At 56.7% G+C, this 922-nt stretch carries 1 protein-coding gene; it reads left to right on the forward strand.

The window, feature by feature from the left end; all coding sequences use genetic code 11:
* Nucleotides 1-922: efflux RND transporter permease subunit (locus tag WH277_RS05340; protein WP_339504841.1), on the forward strand; the 922-nt coding region annotated here is incomplete at both ends.

Consider the following 922-nt stretch of genomic DNA (forward strand, 5'->3'; position numbering starts at 1 on the left):
ATCCAGAGCTGGCGCAGGTGGATGTGCAGAACCGCATTAAAATCGTTGAGCCGCGTCTGCCGCAGGTCGTGCGACAAAACGGGCTTAACGTTGAGGCGGCATCGTCCAGCTTTCTGATGATCGTCGGCCTGACGTCAGAACAGGGGAATATCACTGAAGGCGATCTCAGCGATTACTTCTCGCGCAATATGTCGGAAGAGCTACGCCGAATGGATGGCGTGGGTCGCGTTCAGCTGTTTGGCGCTGAAAAGGCGATGCGCATCTGGCTGGACCCGATAAAACTGACGCAGTACCACCTGACCATTCGGGATATCAGTCAGGCGATCAGCGCTGAGAACGTACAGATATCGCCGGGCCGCATTGGGGATGATCCCGCCGTTACAGGCCAGCGCGTGACGTACCCGATGACGGTACAGGGCCAGCTCGGCACGCCGGAGGAGTTTGGGCGCATTACGTTACGGGCAAATCTGGATGGTTCGCGCGTGGCGCTCTCTGATGTCGCACGGATTGAGCTGGGCCCACAAACCTCCGGTTTCTCCACAAGGGAGAATGGGCGCGTCTCGACCGGAGCGGCGATTCAGCTGGCACCTGGCGCAAACGCCTTGCGCACGGCTGAAGAGGTGAAAGCACGGCTGGAAGAACTGAGTAAAGCCATGCCCGCCGGGATGAAGTACAGCATTCCGTTTGATACCACGCCGTTCGTGAAAGTCTCTATCGAGAAGGTGATTTATACCTTTATCGAAGCGATGGTGCTGGTGTTCCTGGTGATGTATCTGTTCCTGCAAAACGTGCGCTACACCTTTATACCGGCCATTGTTGCGCCCATCGCGTTACTCGGGACGTTTACCGTGATGCTGATGTCGGGGTTCTCGATCAACGTGCTGACCATGTTTGGCATGGTGCTGGCGATCGGCATTATTGT

It is taken from the genome of Erwinia sp. MYb416 (assembly GCF_037479575.1).
Classification (GTDB): domain Bacteria; phylum Pseudomonadota; class Gammaproteobacteria; order Enterobacterales; family Enterobacteriaceae; genus Erwinia; species Erwinia rhapontici.